Origin of the sequence: Pseudomonas sp. IT-P294 (assembly GCF_949767865.1) — a bacterium.
Classification (GTDB): Bacteria; Pseudomonadota; Gammaproteobacteria; order Pseudomonadales; family Pseudomonadaceae; genus Aquipseudomonas.
Genome location: NZ_CATKQW010000011.1, coordinates 989,231 through 1,005,255, shown reverse-complemented (window position 1 = coordinate 1,005,255; position 16,025 = coordinate 989,231). Strand labels below are relative to the sequence as shown.

Genomic DNA, 16,025 nt, shown 5'->3' with positions numbered 1-16,025 from the left:
GAAAACAGTGTGTTGGCACCTTGGAAGTTGCAAGGGAGCAGCGTTAACAACAGCGCGGGTATGCTGAAACAGAGGAAGCAGGAATAAAATCGAAAAACGATCAGGTACAACTCTTCGAAGTCCGGTGTGCCAAACGCCACTCGTGTAAGGCAGTAGAACGCTACGCAATAAAAAATCGAAATACAGGAGTAGGCCATTAACTTGGCTATCAGAAAAACAACTCTGGATTCGAGGGTGTAGATGAATGAGCGGATATATCCGCTTTCTCTGCGACCAATTATATAAAATGCCAGTCCGAAAAGCGCTACGTTCGATGCGATGTACGCATAGAACCAGGAGGTGGTTTCTATATAGTTTGATTCGAATAGAAAGGTGCGATTTCTTGTGTAGTTCAATAGATAGAAGATGGCGGCTGGAGAAAGTAATGTCCAAAAGAAAGCGGTTGGCTCCTTGAGTTGCTCCTTAATAAAAATGAAGGCTAGTTGAGTGGCACGTCCGAAAATATGGGTAGGTATCATTTTTATTCTCAGGGAAAAGGAACCATCATGGTGAGTCGATCGTTATGGATTTCGTGTGAAAAATATTGGGAGTAAAGATTGTCTGTGTTTATGTTTTGAGCATTGTTCATGTGAAGGAATAAATCGGGAGAGATGTACTTGGCGGCGTAATAGCAGTCGGTTTCTATTGTTATTGGTTTTATATAGAAAAAGCCCGTAATGCCTAAGCTCTTGAGTGAAGACAGTAAGCCGTTTACGCTAAATTTTGATAGGTTGTCGCGCTGTTTGTGGTTTTGGCTGTATACCGTTGTGATGTTTTGGTAAGTGATATATGAATTGCAACTTAAAAAATACCGCAAGTAGGGGTCTTCTATGTCCGTAATTTTACGCTGGAGAGCACCGTGCAGATCGATATAGCGATAAGTTTGCCATAGCTCCAGAATCGACTTGCTCAGCGCTTCTTTTGCAGTTGCTGCATAGGCCATCCCCGCGCAATATCTGACATGCCTTGTTGGATCTTTGTTTCCGTAGATCGTAAGCAAACACGTTCCAGGAAAGTCTGAGTCAGAGATGTCAAGTATAGTGACGTCTCCCGACACGTTGAGTGACTGATAGAGCTTATAAACATCTGATTTCGTCAGTAGCTCAGTTGCATCCTCATGTTTTACGATTTTTGAACATGTTTTGGTCAGCCAGAATTTGGCGAGGAACTGTCTTTCAAGTTGTTCTTTTAGCGAGCCGAGCATTGCAAGAATCGGGTCTGAATGAAAGCAACATCCACACGTGTCGCGTAAAGGGTATACCCAACTATCGCTTGCTATTGTGTGTGCGCTGAGGGATAGGCAGGCACTTGGAATGTAACAGGCAGAAAAATCTTCGCATCGGTACGCTTTACTCAGGCTGAATGTGTGCTGTCGAATATCCTTGTCAATTATTGCCCGGTCAGCGGTTTGTCTAAAAGCGCGTACAAATTTTTCTACTTCGGTTGGAGATAGAGCGGTCTCCAGTACACCTGAGCGCTCAGGAAAAACCTCCATATAGAAGTGTCGGCGCTCGAAGTACTCACCCAATGCTGCGTGCGACGCGTTAGCGTTACTGATGCCTGAACCGCCATTATTCCACTGGTCGGTTATTTCTACTGAAGGAGGAAAATGTGAGACCCCAGCTGGCTGGAGAACACATTTGGAAGGCAATGCAGAGGTGTTTTTGGTGTTATAAAAATTCATGCGGATTTACCTATAAGGTGCACGCTGACAGGCAAAAATAGCGCTGGGTTTAAACCGATCGACTTACAGATCAGGGTATCGGTATACGCTGACCATTGACGACTCCCTAGGCCTAATTTTTTACATTGAAGTTCGATTATGGTGTAAATGGATCCTGCTTCCATTAGCGCCATTCGATATCCTCTGTATCTATATTTAAAGAATGTTTTTGGCAGGTATGCAACGTAGATAATTGCAATGCTCGGCATGCCGATTGTATGGGGCGCAGAAAATATGGACTTTTTCAGGTCTTGAATCGAGTGCGAGCTCGTTACCCTTTCGAATTTTCTTGACTGCGGTAACAAATGCAGGATCCGCTCGCTACACGGCCACGTCGGATGTTCATCTATTAGTGAGCATACAAATACTTCCACGGGGTAAAGGGCGCCTCCACTTGGATAACCACGCTTGTGACTGTCTTTTGTTGTAGAGGTTAATGGGTTTATCATTTTCTCGACAATGTCGAAAGGTATAGGGTCGTCCAGGAAACTCTCGCATGATTCGTTTCGGTTTAAATCCGAGGTCTGCGATTTCTCACTTTTTATTGGAAGGCATAAATCCATGTCAGGGTGCAATCTCAACTCGTTACCCGTTAGATCTGATAAGTCTTTATTGTTGATGAAGTGCAGCGCTGTGCGGTTTTTAAAAGCTTCGTGTATGAAGAAGTTTCCTTTTGTGTGAAAGTCTATGGTTTCGCTGTATGCAATCGGATCCAGGAATCGGAGATAATAGTCGTGCGGTATTTTCCTCACTTGATATTCCTTAGGCAACTGCATAGGCACCAGTGTGAAGTTGTAGATTCTGATAGTTGTCCGTTAACCAGCGATACACTTGTTTGTTGAAGAATATTGTCCTGGTATCTAACGCTTTCGCCTTGGCCTGTTAGTAATTTTATTTTTTGTATCAGAGCTCCAATGATCAGCGTTTTTTGAAAGATCGAGAGAGAGGGTGCGGGTATGGATGTTCTTTTGGCATGACAAAAATTTAAAAAATTAGACCAGGTGTTGTTGCTGGGTCTGTATTTTTCGTTTTCGATAAGCCGATCTACCGTGCAAAAATGACACGGGCTTCCCAGTGCCGGAAGATAAGGTTGGCTAATGATGAACTGATCCCCTGCGGTATATCCAACTATTATGGCGTCGTCAGGGTGGTCTTCTGCATGCTTGAAATACGTTTTTTTTATTTTTTCGTAGTTGTAGTTTTCGCACAAGAGGATTGTGATCTGCTTTGTCTCTTTTCTGCATTCCTGATCAAGTTCTGGAACAGAGGCAGTGACAGTGATATTCGTAAGCTCGGTCTTTATCAGTGACGTTAATTGATCGTGGTCTTTCCAGTCATGAATTATCGTTGTTTTATCAAAATAAATATCTTGTGGTTCATGATGAAGGCCGAGCATTGCCTCCAGCGATAAATAGGCGTCCCCTTTATCGAGATTGTGTTGGTGGAATAGATCATACAGTTCATGATCTGAGATCGATGCTCTACCTTTAAGCGTTGTGATTATCTTAAGCAAAGAGGGTGAGTTGACCTTTGTTACTCCCGTTTCAGAAATAAGGATGTTCTGATTTTCGAAGTTAAGTATGTTGTAATTCTGTATTTTCAGTTTCATTGCGCTTCCCATAGAGGCTTTTCGCCTGTGCGAAAAGCCTCTTATCATGTGCGTCAGAATTATTGCTTGGCGACTGCCTCATCGAAATGACGTGTTACTGCATTACCGCCAGAACCACCTGAACCACCACTGCCGCCACTGCAACCACCGCCCCCGCCGCAACCGCCACTTCCACCACATCCACCGGCACCACCCGAGCCGCCTGCTATGTTGGGTCCTGAAGGCGCATTGAATTTATCGTTAAAACTAAAAAGCACTTCAATCATGTTTGCGTCTTTCATTTTTTAACTCCATATCGGAAAGAAGTCACTTTTTCGCAAGTGACATCCAAGTTGTAGTTTTTTGTGGGTGGAGTTGCAAGTTTGTTATTTTTTTAGTGTCGGAGTATTCCCACAACAGGAAGTAATGATTCGGACGTCAGAAGTTATCTAAGTCTATTTTGCAGTAGGTCCATGTAAACGGGGGGCTTGAGCGGCGTGGTGAATGCTGGCCGGCCTTGCGGGGAGTAGTGCGCGGTATATAACAGTGTGCGAAGCCGAGAAATTTCTGAGGAAAGGTGTAGTACATTTCGTAAATGTGTGTGGGCTTGGTTTTAATAGTTACTTTGTAATGATAAAGACATTCCGACAGACGGTAAGGTGCCCGAAGCGTTCGTAGTCACTGGATAGACCGATTCACATTTTTTGCGTACATATTTATTGGATATTCCCACGCAGAGCGTGGGAATGATCTTCACTGCGGGCTGACAATGACAGGCGGCATGGTCTCCGGAGGCTCTTCCCGAGGCGGCGGGGTGGTTCCCGGCGGCTCTTGTTCGGGCACCGGTGTCGGGTCCGTCGGCGGGATGGTCGGCTGGTCGATGTTCGGGTCCGGTGTCTCGGCGGGGATAGGGATACTCATGATTGAAACCTCAGTGTGGTACATGGCGTAAGTCGTGCTTAAGTTTGTTGACCCACAGGTCACGGAATTGATTCCCGGTAAATGGGCGTGAACTTTTCCCCGGCGCTGTCGCTCGGAACCTAAGTGAGTTCATTCCGGAGCAGACGATTGCGTGTGAATGAAAACCAGACACATGAGCGTCCATGGGGCGTAAAGGAGAGATGCTCGATGACTGCTGAAAAACCGACTGAGTTGAACTACAACCCGCACATGCCGCTATCGCAGGCGTTGCTGCTGCCGCGCATCGCCATTGAAAACGTCATGCCGACCCTCGACGGTGGCCAATTCGCCGTCAAAGCGGTGGTGGGGCAAGACGTCGTGGTGACCAGCAAAGTATTCGCCGACGGTCACGACAAACTGGCCGTCAGGGTGCGCTGGCAGGCCGATGGTGACGATATCTGGCATAGCGAGACCATGACTGAGCTGGGCAATAACGGCTGGCAAGGCCAGTTCCGTGTCGAGCGCCAGGGTCGCTATGCGTTTTGTATAGAAGCCTGGATCGATCAGTACGCCAGCTTCTGTTATGAGATCGAGAAAAAGCATGTGGCCGGTGTGCCCGTCAGCCTGGAGTTGCAGGAAGGGCGGCATCAGGTTCAGCAAGCGGCCGAGCGTTCCGAAGGGCCGTTGAGCGAAGAACTCGCGGGGTTGCACCATGAATTGTCCGGTCTGCTCGAAGCCGAACAGGTCGCGCTGTTTCTGCACCAACATAGTGCTGACCTGATGTCGCAGGCCGATCATCGCGCTTATTTGAGCCTCAGCCCCGAGTACCCGGTTGATGTCGAGCGCGAGCTGGCCCAGTTTGCCAGTTGGTATGAGCTGTTTCCGCGCTCGATCACGGACGACCCTGCGCGCCACGGCACCTTCAATGACGTTCACTCGCGCCTGGCGATGATCCAGGACATGGGTTTCGACGTGCTGTATTTCCCGCCGATCCACCCGATTGGCCGCAGCTTCCGTAAAGGCCCGAACAACTCCCTGACGGCCGGCCCTGACGATCCGGGCAGCCCGTATGCGATTGGCAGCGAGGAGGGCGGGCACGAGGCGATTCATTCCGAACTCGGTACTCGTGAGGACTTCCGCCGATTGGTCGCGGCGGCGGCTGGCCATGGGCTGGAGATCGCCCTGGACTTCGCCATCCAGTGTTCCCAGGACCATCCATGGCTCAAGCAGCATCCGGGTTGGTTCAACTGGCGCCCGGACGGCACGATCAAATACGCCGAGAACCCACCGAAGAAATACCAGGACATCGTCAACGTCGACTTCTACGCCAACGACGCGATCCCCAGTTTGTGGGTGGAATTGCGCGACATCGTTGTCGGTTGGGTCGAAGAAGGCGTGAAGATCTTTCGCGTGGACAACCCACACACCAAACCGCTGCCGTTCTGGCAATGGTTGATCGCCGATGTGCGGGCGTTGTACCCCGAGGTGATTTTCCTCGCCGAAGCCTTTACTACCCCGGCGATGATGGCGCGGTTGGGCAAGGTCGGTTATTCCCAGAGCTATACCTACTTCACCTGGCGCAACACCAAAACGGAGCTGGCGACTTACTTCACCGAGCTCAATGAGTCGCCATGGCGCGAATGCTACCGGCCGAACTTCTTCGTCAATACCCCGGACATCAACCCGGCGTTTCTGCATGAGTCCGGCCGTGCCGGTTTTCTCATTCGTGCTGCGCTGGCCACCATGGGCTCTGGCTTATGGGGCATGTATTCGGGCTTTGAGCTTTGTGAGGCCGCGCCGGTGCCGGGCAAGGAGGAATACCTCAATTCCGAGAAGTACGAGATTCGCCCTCGGGACTTCAATGCCCCCGGCAACATCATTGCCGAGATCGCCCAGCTCAACCGCATCCGCCGGCAAAACCCGGCGCTGCATACGCACCTGGGCTTGAAGGTCTACAACGCGTGGAATGACAACATCCTGTATTTCGGCAAGCGCAGTGCGGACGGCAGCAACTTCATTCTGGTGGCCGTCAGCCTCGATCCGCATAACGTGCAGGAGGCGAACTTCGAATTGCCGCTGTGGGAAATGGGCTTGCCCGACGACGCCATCACCCAGGGCGAAGACTTGATGAGCGGCCACCGTTGGACCTGGCACGGCAAGTACCAGTCCATGCGGATCGACCCCGCTTATCAGCCGTTTGGCATCTGGCGCATCACCGTTTAGACGCAGGACCTGTGGGAGCGAGCTTGTTCGCGATAGCGGTGCGTCAGACAACAGAAGTGTTGAAGGCAATGCCGCCATCGCGAGCAAGTTCGCTCCCACAGGTAATCATCGCGTTTGAGGTTGGTGATCGGCTCAGCGTTTTTTCGAATTCAACAGGAGTTACAAATGGCGAAGAAACCCAAGGCTGCCACCTTTATCAAAGACCCGCTCTGGTACAAGGATGCGGTGATTTACCAGGTTCACGTTAAGTCTTTTTTCGACTCCAACAATGACGGGATCGGCGACTTTCCCGGCCTTATCGCCAAACTCGATTACATTGCCGACCTGGGCGTCAACACCATCTGGCTGTTGCCGTTCTACCCATCGCCGCGGCGCGACGATGGTTACGACATTGCCGAATACCGTGGCGTGCATCCTGACTACGGCACCCTGGCGGACGCCAAGCGGTTCATCTCCGAGGCCCACAAACGCGGGCTGCGGGTGATCACCGAACTGGTCATCAACCACACCTCCGACCAGCACGCCTGGTTCCAGCGCGCCCGTAAAGCCAAACCCGGTTCGGCGGCGCGGGACTTCTATGTCTGGTCCGATGACGATCAAAAATACGACGGCACCCGCATCATCTTTCTCGACACCGAGAAGTCCAACTGGACCTGGGACCCGGTCGCCGGCCAGTATTTCTGGCACCGCTTCTACTCCCACCAGCCGGACCTGAATTTCGACAACCCGCAAGTCATGAAAGCCGTGTTGTCGGTGATGCGCTACTGGCTCGACATGGGCATCGACGGGTTGCGGCTGGACGCCATTCCGTACCTGATCGAGCGCGACGGCACCAACAACGAAAACCTGCCAGAGACCCACGATGTCCTGAAGCAGATCCGTGCCGAAATCGACGCCAATTACCCCGACCGCATGCTGCTGGCCGAGGCCAATCAGTGGCCGGAAGACACTCAGTTGTATTTCGGTACCACTGATAAAAAGGGCCTGAGCGGCGATGAATGCCACATGGCCTTTCACTTTCCATTGATGCCGCGCATGTACATGGCGCTGGCTCAGGAAGATCGTTTCCCTATCACCGACATCCTGCGCCAGACGCCTGAGATTCCGGCCAACTGTCAGTGGGCGATTTTTCTGCGCAACCACGATGAGCTGACCCTGGAAATGGTCACCGACAAGGAGCGCGATTACCTGTGGAATTACTACGCGGCCGACCGTCGGGCGCGGATTAACCTGGGCATTCGCCGTCGCCTCGCACCGTTGATGGAGCGTGATCGTCGCCGTGTGGAATTGCTCAACAGCCTGCTGCTGTCGATGCCTGGCACGCCGACGATGTATTACGGCGATGAAATCGGCATGGGCGACAACATCTACCTCGGTGACCGCGACGGCGTGCGTACGCCGATGCAGTGGTCGATCGACCGTAACGGCGGCTTCTCCCGCGCCGACCCGGCGAGCCTGGTGTTGCCGCCGATCATGGATCCGCAATACGGCTACCTGTCGGTCAACGTCGAAACCCAGGCCGGTGATCCGCATTCACTGCTGAACTGGACGCGGCGAATGCTCGCGGTGCGCAAGCAATCCAAGGCGTTCGGTCGCGGCACCTTGAAAATGCTTTCGCCGACCAACCGGCGGATTCTGGCCTACACCCGGGAATTCACCGGGCCGGACGGCAAGCACGAAATCATCCTCTGCGTGGCCAACGTGTCACGCAGCGCGCAAGCGGCGGAACTGGACCTGTCGGCCTACGTCGGCATGGTGCCGGTGGAGATGCTTGGCGGTAATGCTTTCCCGCCGATTGGTCAGCTGAATTTCCTGCTGACCCTGGCGCCTTACGGTTTCTATTGGTTCGGACTCGCAGCGGAGAATCAAATGCCAAGCTGGCACGTTGAACCGGCACAAAGCCTGCCGGACTTCACCACCCTGGTGTTGAAGAAACGCATGGAAGAACTGCTCGAAGCGCCGTCACGCGGCACGCTGGAGCAGAGCATCTTGCCGAACTGGTTGCAGCACCGTCGCTGGTTCGCCGGCAAGGACGCGGCCATCGAGAAGGTCAACCTGGCCTACGGCGTTCGCTTCGGTGACGCACAGCGTCCGGTGTTGCTGAGCGAGATCGAGGTCACCAGTGGTGGCCAGACCAGCCGCTACCAATTGCCGTTCGGCTTTATTGCCGATGATCAGGTCGGACCGGCACTGCCGCAGCAACTGGCGCTGTCGCGGGTGCGACGAGGGCCGCAAGTGGGCCTGATCACCGATGCGTTCAGCCTGGAAAGTTTTATCCGCGCGGTGGTGCTGGGCATGCAGGAGCGCACCGTATTGCCGTCGGATGGCGGCGAGATCCGCTTCGAACCGACCGCCGAGCTGAACAAGCTGGGCCTGACGGCCGAGTCGGAAGTGCGTTACCTGTCTGCCGAGCAATCCAACAGTTCGGTGGTGGTGGGCAAGAGCATGGTGCTCAAGCTGATCCGTAAAATCGCCACGGGCGTGCACCCGGAATTGGAGATGAGCGCCTATCTGACCCAGGCCGGTTTCGCCAACATCTCGCCGCTGCTGGGCTCGGTGATTCGCCGCGATGCAAACGGTGAAGACAATCTGTTGATGATTGCCCAAGGCTATCTGAGTAATCAGGGCGACGCGTGGGAATGGACCCAGAACAACCTCGAGCGGGCGCTGCGCGATGAACTGGCCGACGCTATGTCGGAACAGGAGCAGCATTACAACGCGCTGGGCGAGCTCAAGGACTTCGCCGGCATGCTCGGCCAACGACTCGGCGAGATGCATCAGGTGCTGGCTGCGCCTACCGATAACCGCGATTTCGCCCCGCAGGTCACCACGCAAAAAGAGGCCTTGGCCTCGGCCAAGGACGTTGCGGCGCAGGTAGACCACGCGTTGAAACTGCTCAAAGAGCATCAAAACGAACTGAACCCTGCGGACAAAACCTTGGTCAGTCGTTTACTGGACAACAAAAAAGCCATCCTCAGCCATGTTCAGGAATTGGGCAAAAAGGCAGTGGGTGGTCTGCGCATTCGTGTCCACGGTGATTTGCACCTGGGGCAAGTGCTGGTGATCAAGGGCGACGCTTACTTGATCGACTTCGAGGGTGAGCCGGCGCGGCCGTTGAGCGAACGCCGCGGCAAGCACAGCCCCTATAAAGATGTGAGTGGCGTGTTGCGCTCCTTCGATTACGCCGCGGCAATGGCGATCAATGTGCAAAACGTCGACAACACTGCCCAAGCCCGCGCGGCACGACAACGGGTAGCCGACCGTTATTTGAATGATGCAAAACTGGCATTTGTCGACGCTTATCGGCTGGCGGCAGCTAGTCTTGCTCATGCATGGCAAGATCCGGAAGGCGAGGACGCTTCGCTGGCGTTGTTCGGTCTGGAGAAGGCGGCCTATGAGGTGGCGTATGAGGCTGAAAATCGCCCCACATGGTTGCCGGTGCCGTTGCATGGTTTGTTTGGATTATTGAGTGGGCTTAAACCCTTTTCCGATCTTGGTGGAGAGTAGTTATGGGTTTCTCGAACAAGGAACAGGGTCACGCTAAAGAGGCGCTGCTGCCCAGGTCGCGGGATATCGACGCGCTGGTGCGCGCTGAACATCACGACCCCTTTGCAATTCTTGGCCCCCACGGCGATGGCGCCGGTGGGCAATTCATTCGTGCTTATCTGCCGGACGCGCTCAGCGTGCACGTGCTGGCGAAGGACACCGGGGAAGAGCTCGGTATCCTTGAGGCCACGCAGACGCCGGGCCTGTTTGTCGGGCATTTCGACCGGGCTCAGCCGTACGTGCTGCGAACCCGTTGGGCGGGTGGCGAGCAGGTCTCCGAGGATCCCTACAGCTTCGGCCCGTTGCTTGGCGAAATGGACTTGTACCTGTTCGCCGAAGGCAACCACCGGGACCTGAGCGCTTGCCTCGGCGCGCAGCTGAAAAACGTCGACGGTGTCGATGGCGTGCGTTTCGCCGTGTGGGCACCGAACGCCAAGCGCGTGTCGGTGGTGGGCGACTTCAACAATTGGGACGGTCGCCGGCATCCGATGCGCCTGCGTCATCCGACCGGGGTCTGGGAGTTGTTCATTCCGCGCATGCAGGCAGGCGAGGCCTACAAGTACGAAATTCTGGGCGCCCACGGCATCTTGCCGCTGAAGGCTGACCCGATGGCTCTGGCCACCTCGCTGCCGCCGGACACGGCATCGAAAGTCGCACCGCCGCTGACCATCGACTGGCAGGATCAGGCGTGGATGGAGTCACGCGTTGAGCGCTCACGTCCGAGTGCACCGCTGTCGATCTACGAATTGCACGCTGGATCCTGGCAGTGCGAACTGGATGATCTGGGCGAAGTGGCACGCCAGTACACCTGGCACGAACTCGGCGAGCGGTTGATTCCGTACGTGAAAGAGCTTGGGTTCACCCACATCGAACTGATGCCGATCATGGAACACCCGTTCGGCGGTTCGTGGGGATATCAGCTGCTGTCGCAATTCGCCCCGAGCGCGCGTTATGGTTCGCCCAATGACTTTGCGGCCTTCGTCAACGCCTGCCACCAGGCCGACATTGGCGTAATCCTCGATTGGGTGCCGGCGCATTTCCCTACCGATACCCACGGCCTGGCGCAATTCGATGGCACCGCGTTGTATGAGTACGGCAACCCGATGGAAGGTTTCCATCAGGATTGGGACACGCTGATCTACAACCTTGGCCGCACCGAAGTGCACGGCTACATGCTGGCGTCGGCGTTGCACTGGCTCAAGCATTTCCACATCGATGGCCTGCGGGTCGATGCCGTGGCCTCGATGCTCTATCGCGACTATTCGCGCAAGGCCGGCGAGTGGGTGCCCAACCGTCATGGCGGCCGCGAGAATCTGGAAGCCATCGACTTCCTGCGTCACCTCAACGACGTGGTCAACCTCGAAGCCCCCGGTGCAATGGTGATCGCCGAAGAATCCACCGCGTGGCCGGGCGTGAGCCAGAGCACGCAACAGGGCGGCCTGGGTTTCGATTACAAATGGAACATGGGCTGGATGCACGATTCGCTGCATTACATCCAGCAAGACCCGGTGTACCGCGCCCATCATCACAACGAGCTGAGTTTCGGCCTGGTGTATGCCTGGTCCGAGCGTTTCATCCTGCCGATTTCCCATGATGAAGTGGTGCACGGCAAGCACTCACTGATCGACAAGATGCCTGGCGATCGCTGGCAGAAATTCGCCAACCTGCGCGCCTATCTGAGTTTCATGTGGGCGCACCCGGGCAAGAAACTGTTGTTCATGGGTTGCGAATTCGGCCAGTGGCGCGAGTGGAATCACGATCAGCAACTGGATTGGTACTTGCTGCAGTACCCGGAACACCAGGGTGTGCAGAAACTGGTTGGCGACCTCAATCGCTTGTACCGCGAAGAACCGGCGATGCATGAGCAGGATGATGCGCCGCAAGGCTTCCAGTGGCTGATTGGCGACGATGCCATCAACAGCGTTTACGCGTTCATGCGCTGGAGCAAGGATGGCCGGCCGGCGCTGGTGGTGGCGAACTTCACGCCGGTGCCGCGTGAGGCTTATCGCATCGGCGTGCCGATCGCCGGACGCTGGAGCGAGGTGATCAACAGTGACGCCGCGATGTATGCCGGTTCCAACTACGGTAACAGCGGCGGAGCGTTTACCGAGGAAGAACCAAGCCACGGGCAACCACTTTCGCTGGTGTTGAATCTGCCGCCGCTGGCGGTATTGATCCTGCGCCCGGAAGGCTGATCTAAAACCGCGTCGCCCCCATCGCGGGCAAGCCCGCTCCCACACCGGTTCTGTGTACCACACAAACCCACTGTGGGAGCGGGCTTGCCCGCGATGGCGTCAACCCAGACCATACATGTCTCGAAACTGCTTCCTCACCAGCGCATCCGCACACCCAGACTCGCAATCAGCCCGTTCAAATCATTTTGGTCCACGACACTGCTGTAATCGGCGCTGACGTACAGGCTCACCGCAGGCGTTACCCGCGCCACCAACCCCAAGCCCACATCAACGGTCGATGAGTTGCGACTGCTGCTAATTTTGTCGACTTGATCGAGGGTCACGGTATTGCCGGTATAAACGGTGTGCCACAAGTTGGTCCGCACATAGGGTTCGACCGGCAGGCCGTTGATATCGTAGCTACCTTTCAAGCGTGCGCCGACCCGGCCGCTCCAGGACGTCACATCGCTAGACGACGCATTGCCCGAGCCTGCATAAGGCGTATCGAGCGTGATGCGCTGGTTGATCAACTGCGCTTGCGGTTCGATCACCCAGTTATCGCTCAGACCGATCGGGTAACCGCCTTCCACCGACAACGTCACCGCGCTGCCTTCAGTCGCCTGCCGCGCGCCCTGATCGTTGCGGCTATAGCCGTTGACACGGCCACCGCTGGCGGTCAAGTCCACGTGCCAGCCTTGTTCACCCGTCAGGCTCCAGTAGGCGCCGAAGCTCTGGCCTCGAAGGATGAGGGTGTCATTGGCAGGGTCGGCCAGCGCCCGATTGGTCAACAGTCCGTTGCTGTTGCCTTGTACCAGCGTCATGCCGCCGATCAGCCCGACCTGCTGGGTGCGCCCGCTATCGCTTCGAAGGGTCAGGATCGCCGGACCTTTGAGTTCGGAGCTGCCGGAGATTGAAGAATTCTGTGCCATAAAATCGGTTTGCGCTTGCCGTGACGCTTGCCCATACACCTGATCCCACGCCGATGGTGCAGCGTCTTCGATCGTCAGGTGTGAGCTTCGGGTATCGGAACCGGCGCTGAAGTGGCCCGGGTAGAGCGCGGAGAGAGCGTTGGCAGGCAAACTCAGGACTGGAACATCCTGGCGATACCAAGGTGTGGATTCATCCTCGGTGGGACCCGCCTGAACCTCGATGGATGAGCACAACAGCAGTGAGCTGGAGACAGTGCAAAAGGTAACTTTGATCTCTTGTCGGGTGAATGAAGTTTTCATGGCGGTCTACCTTGCAATCGCATGCCGTATCTCGCTTTGGCGTCTCTCCTACCCCGAATGAGGGGCGACCGAATGGATTGAGGCAAGCCGCTGACCGCCCGATTTCGCGGGAGTCTTCGGGTTGCCCCGGGTGGTATTTCCGGGGGTAGTAACGTGAAGCTAAGAAGACCGAAGGCATTGCGTCAAGAAAATGAACGATGAGTGGTATGCCTAAATCAGTGGGTGCAACTATTTGTTTTTTGGTGCTTATCTAAGTTCTTGTTTGTACGAAAAATCATCTTCTAAACCGCGAGCCAGAGGTCTCTGGCAGCCGACAATCGGTCTTTTTCCAGCCTGTCAGCAGCTGATTTCCTGTTCTATTTCGCTGGGGAAATGCTGTCAGTATTACGGCTATCCCTGTTGAGGGCAGGGCGACTGTCGGCGTGTTCATCCAGGGTGGAACGCCTTGGAAATCTGACAGGTTTGTTTCGCTCAACTACGCTGCGACACGTAGCGATTCCGGGAAAAAGGAGTTCAAAGATGCGCAGCAGAGCGCTGGCAATGCTGGTTGTTGTTCTGGGCGTGCTTGGGTCCGTTGCTTCGAATGCCGCACAGGCCCCGAAGACCGATGACTCACCACCGGCTGAGCTCAAAGTGGCGAATCGCAGCATTATGGTGTTGCGTGCCACATTGCTGGGAGAGGTGCCGGCGTTGCGGGCCAAACGGGCGAAAACCGTGATCACTGAAGCGCTCGAAGACATGGATGATTTAACCGTTACGCTCGATCCGGTCCAGAACAGTTATCTGGTGTTATTAGGTGCCAAGCGCGCTTTTATCGTCTCGCCCAACGATGTCGACACGCTTGAATACGCTTCCGTCCGCCAGGCCGCGGAAGGCGCCGCTGAAAATCTGAGGCGGGTGGTTGCCGAAACCCAGGAGGCGCGAAGCCTGCACTTGATGTTCAAGGCACTGGGCGCCGCTGCACTGGCGACATTCATCTATTGCCTCCTGCTGTGGGGCATGGCTTGGCTGCGGCGCAGTCTGCTCAAGCAGTTGCCCGACTTGATGCACCGTCATGCCCAAACCTTGAAGGTTGGGCGAGTGCAGATTATTGATGCCAATTATCTCTATCCGCTGGTCACTCGACTGCTTTGGCTGCTGCGCTGGCTGGTGGTGCTGCTCCTCACTTATGAATGGCTGGGGTTTGTCCTGTCACGATTTCCCTACACCCGGCCCTGGGGTGAAAGCCTCAACAACTATTTGCTGGACGTCGCCCGCTATTTGCTCGAAGGCATTATCGGTGCGATCCCGGGACTTGGTGTCGCCGTCGCGATTTTCTTCATTGCACGTGGCGCCACGGCGTTCAGTCGGCGAGTGTTGCGGCGCATGGCGACGCCGGGCACGTTCAGTTGGTTGAATCATGAAACGCTGCAACCAACGACGCGCCTGACTTCCCTGGCCATCTGGCTGTTCGCTTTGGCGATGGCTTACCCTTATCTGCCGGGGGCGGGCACTGACGCCTTTAAAGGCCTGTCGGTACTGATCGGCCTGATGATTTCCCTGGGCGCTTCCAGTGTGGTCGGACAAGCCGCGGCGGGTTTGATCCTGACGTACACCCGCACTCTACGCCCCGGTGAGTTCGTGCGGATCGGCGAGTATGAAGGCACGGTGACGGAGCTTGGGATGTTTACTACCCGTATCCGCACGGGGCTGGGAGAGGTGCTGACCTTGCCTAATTCGATGATCACCAATTCCGTCACAAAGAATTATTCCAGAACAGTGCAAGGCGCCGGCTATGTGGTCGATACCACGGTCACCATCGGTTATGACACGCCGTGGCGACAGGTCGAAGCGATGTTGCTGGAGGCGGCCAGGCGCACTGCCGGAATTCTTCGAGACCCCGTACCCCAGGTGTTCCAGACTGCGTTGTCGGATTTTTATCCCGAGTACCGCCTTGTGGCCCAGGCGATTCCCAGCCAGCCGCGTCCGCGCGCGGAGCTGCTCAGCGTGTTGCACGGCAACATCCAGGATGTGTTCAACGAGTACGGAGTGCAAATCATGTCGCCGCATTATTTCGCCGATCCTCAGGAGGAGAAATGCGTGCCCCGGGATCAGTGGTACGCCGCACCTGCGCAGCCGCCGAAAGAGCCTTAAAAGCCGCTTTCTCGCATCGTAATGCGGTTCACTTGATAATGTTTTGGGGTTGGGTACATATCCGTTTCTGCGGGCATGGCGACTATTGGTTCCGCCCTGACGGCGGGTCACTTTGAAAAGCCTGCGCGGCCCGGCGCCAAGTAACCAAACGCTTGCGCCCCTGACGTACGGTGCCTCGCTGTGGCTCGGCATTCCCTCACTCCGGTCCTGCTCCGTGGGCCCGCCGCCATCGGCCATTCATGGCCGGGGGCGGCTAACCCGGCATCCATGCCGGGTTGCCCACTGCGCAGAACCTGCGTTCGGCCTCCCGACGGGGCAGATCAAGATCAAGATCAAGATCAAAAGCGGAAGGCGAGCTAACGCTCGGCCTGATGAGTGGTGAGAAGCAAAAGCTGTGCGCTGGTCTGCCTTATGTGGGAGTGAGCCTGCTCGCGATGCCGTTGATCGTTCCCACGCTCCGCGTGGGAATG

At 55.5% G+C, this 16,025-nt stretch carries 10 protein-coding genes; 4 read left to right on the top strand and 6 right to left on the bottom strand.

The features are described 5' to 3' along the window. Nucleotides 1-526: 526 nt before the first annotated feature. The 5 genes from ACM6I0_RS11850 to ACM6I0_RS11830 form a co-directional block, all read right to left on the bottom strand. Nucleotides 527-1,723, bottom strand: coding sequence for a YcaO-like family protein (locus ACM6I0_RS11850; protein ID WP_414922328.1), 1,197 nt, complete (start codon nucleotides 1,721-1,723; stop codon nucleotides 527-529). After that, nucleotides 1,720-2,514, bottom strand: a complete 795-nt coding sequence (locus ACM6I0_RS11845) for a SagB/ThcOx family dehydrogenase (protein ID WP_414922327.1) — start codon at nucleotides 2,512-2,514, stop codon at nucleotides 1,720-1,722. The genes ACM6I0_RS11850 and ACM6I0_RS11845 overlap by 4 nt, the downstream gene beginning before the upstream one ends. Continuing rightward, the gene (locus tag ACM6I0_RS11840; RefSeq protein ID WP_285431045.1) at nucleotides 2,511-3,371 is read right to left on the bottom strand and encodes an McbB family protein; all 861 of its coding nucleotides are present in this window, start codon (nucleotides 3,369-3,371) and stop codon (nucleotides 2,511-2,513) included. The genes ACM6I0_RS11845 and ACM6I0_RS11840 overlap by 4 nt, the downstream gene beginning before the upstream one ends. A 59-nt stretch (nucleotides 3,372-3,430) precedes the next feature. Then, on the bottom strand, nucleotides 3,431-3,652 hold the full coding sequence (locus tag ACM6I0_RS11835) for a hypothetical protein (protein ID WP_285431047.1): 222 nt from the start codon (nucleotides 3,650-3,652) through the stop codon (nucleotides 3,431-3,433). A gap of 451 nt (nucleotides 3,653-4,103) precedes the next feature. Further along, nucleotides 4,104-4,271: a hypothetical protein gene (locus tag ACM6I0_RS11830; RefSeq protein ID WP_285431049.1), complete on the bottom strand. Its 168-nt coding sequence runs from the start codon at nucleotides 4,269-4,271 to the stop codon at nucleotides 4,104-4,106. Between the two features lie 207 nt (nucleotides 4,272-4,478). On the opposite strand from ACM6I0_RS11830, the gene ACM6I0_RS11825 reads away from it, so the two are divergent. From ACM6I0_RS11825 to glgB, 3 genes are all read left to right on the top strand, one after another. Then, nucleotides 4,479-6,473: an alpha-1,4-glucan--maltose-1-phosphate maltosyltransferase gene (locus tag ACM6I0_RS11825; protein WP_414922326.1), complete on the top strand. Its 1,995-nt coding sequence runs from the start codon at nucleotides 4,479-4,481 to the stop codon at nucleotides 6,471-6,473. Nucleotides 6,474-6,638: 165 nt separating this feature from the next. Further along, nucleotides 6,639-9,980, top strand: coding sequence for a maltose alpha-D-glucosyltransferase (gene treS, locus ACM6I0_RS11820; RefSeq protein ID WP_414922325.1), 3,342 nt, complete (start codon nucleotides 6,639-6,641; stop codon nucleotides 9,978-9,980). A gap of 2 nt (nucleotides 9,981-9,982) precedes the next feature. Continuing rightward, nucleotides 9,983-12,214, top strand: coding sequence for a 1,4-alpha-glucan branching protein GlgB (gene glgB, locus ACM6I0_RS11815; RefSeq protein WP_414922324.1), 2,232 nt, complete (start codon nucleotides 9,983-9,985; stop codon nucleotides 12,212-12,214). Nucleotides 12,215-12,348: 134 nt separating this feature from the next. Here glgB and ACM6I0_RS11810 read toward each other — a convergent pair whose 3' ends face one another. Beyond that, nucleotides 12,349-13,422, bottom strand: coding sequence for an autotransporter domain-containing protein (locus ACM6I0_RS11810; protein WP_414922323.1), 1,074 nt, complete (start codon nucleotides 13,420-13,422; stop codon nucleotides 12,349-12,351). Between the two features lie 519 nt (nucleotides 13,423-13,941). On the opposite strand from ACM6I0_RS11810, the gene ACM6I0_RS11805 reads away from it, so the two are divergent. Next, complete coding sequence (locus ACM6I0_RS11805) at nucleotides 13,942-15,555, top strand: mechanosensitive ion channel family protein (protein WP_414922322.1); 1,614 nt, start codon at nucleotides 13,942-13,944, stop codon at nucleotides 15,553-15,555. Nucleotides 15,556-16,025: the final 470 nt, after the last annotated feature.